A 1733-nucleotide genomic window follows, 5' to 3' on the forward strand; every position below is an offset into this window, starting at 1 on the left:
GTCGAGTTGCAGACCCCAATCCGAACTGAGACCGGCTTTTTGAGATTCGCTCCGCCTCACGGCATCGCTGCTCTTTGTACCGGCCATTGTAGCACCCGCCGCCGGGTGAGCGGCGCGGCGGCCGCGGTGGTGGTCGGGGCGGTGGGCACGGGTCGCTGAGACATCCCTGGTTTCCTTCGCGTGCGGTGCGGGGCAGGAGTGGACCGCGGATCGGTCAGAAGCTCGAACTGCCCCCAGGCTGGCGAGATTTGATCGCGCGGGGCAACGGCCTATCGGCTTCCTTCATCGGAGGCATGCAAGGAAGCGATGGGCATCGCCGTGGCCCCGGCGAGTGGCTAGCGTGATGCGCAACCAGGCGCTGCCGGCCTCCCGGCGAGCGGGTACGCCGTGCCGTGAGGGGACGGCACCCGGTCCCGGCCCCCGGAGCGGCGGCACGCGCCGGGGGCCGTGCCGTGACCGGTCCCCGGACGCGGGTCCGTGCTCTCCGCCCCGTGGGCCGCGTACGCGCCGACCCGGCACCGCGCCGACGTAGGGGCCGTGCGTACGGGCCCGGCACCGCACCCGGTGTACGGGTCGCACGTACGGACCTGGCACCACACCGGCGCACGGGCCACGTACGGGCCCGCCGCCGCACCGGCGCACGGGCCGCACGTACGGGCCCGGCACCGCACGGCATACGGGCCGCACGTACGGGCCCGGCACCGCACCGGCGCACGGGTCGTACGCAAGGCCCCGCCGCAGCGCCACCGTGTCACCCGGTCACCCCGGCCACCCCCGGCCGCCCCGTTTCGGGCGGACGCCGCGGGCCGCCGGCCGCCGGACCGCTCCGCCCGGGCGCGTGTCCGGGCCGCACCCCTCGTCCGATCCCGCACCGATCCGTTTGGAGTGGCCGCCATGACCGTTTCCTCGCCCCTGCGCCCGTCCCGTACGCCCGCCCCGCCCGCGCCGCGGGTCGCCGCCGGCGCCGGCCTGTTCGACCGGCTGGCGCCGCGCCTGCACCACTACGGTCTGCTCGGGCTGCGCTGGGGCCTGGGCGGGGTTTTCGTCTGGTTCGGCGTCCTGAAGGTGATCGGCCGGAGCCCGGCCGCGCAGCTGGTCGTCGACGTGATGCCGTTCGACACGGGCGGCTGGTTCGTCCCGACGCTCGGCTGGGCCGAGGTCCTCTTCGGCATCTGGCTGATATCCGCCCGCGCCCGCGCGGCCCTGCTCCCCCTCCTCGCCGGTCACCTCCTCGGCACCTTCGCGGTCCTCGTCCTCACCCCGCGGGCCGCCTTCGACCACGCCAGCCCGCTCCTCTTGACGATGGTCGGCGAGTTCGTGGTGAAGAACGTGGTCCTGCTGGCCGCCGCGGTCGTGATCACGACCCAGCCCCGTCCCACGCCCTGACCCACCCTCCACGCGCCGCGACCTGACGGACGTCAGGCCGCGGCGTTTCGCTGCTCGGGCCCACCGGCACTAGCATCGTGGCACTGAGTGTGTTTTGCTGAGGGTACTCAGTGCCAAACTGCCACAAGCATTGCTAGGGGAGCCCAGAACCATGGCCAAGGACTTCGACCTGTATCGCCTGTCGGAGGAGCACGAGATGCTCCGGGAGACGGTCCGCTCGCTGGCGGAGGCGAAGATCACGCCGTTCGCCGCGGCCGAGCCACTGGACGGTCCGCGAGGGCGACGACGTCTGGCGCGTCCCGTACGACACCGTGATGCTGGTCTCGATCGGGCTCATCTGCTTCTTC

The 1733-nt window shown here is 73.1% G+C and carries 1 protein-coding gene and 1 pseudogene; both read left to right on the forward strand.

The window, feature by feature from the left end; genetic code table 11:
• Nucleotides 1-894: 894 nt before the first annotated feature.
• A complete protein-coding gene (locus ACWEV0_RS35900; protein ID WP_453154002.1) occupies nucleotides 895-1386 on the forward strand; it encodes a hypothetical protein in 492 nt (163 codons plus the stop codon).
• A 151-nt stretch (nucleotides 1387-1537) separates the two neighbouring features.
• Nucleotides 1538-1733 (forward strand): annotated as a pseudogene (locus ACWEV0_RS35905) (hypothetical protein); the annotation flags it as partial.

It is taken from the genome of Streptomyces sp. NPDC003943, assembly GCF_053605265.1.

Bases quoted from the DNA above. Each gene is read 5' to 3' on its own strand.
- ACWEV0_RS35900 (WP_453154002.1), top strand. From the start codon at position 895: ATGACCGTTTCCTCGCCCCTGCGCCCGTCCCGTACGCCCGCCCCGCCC.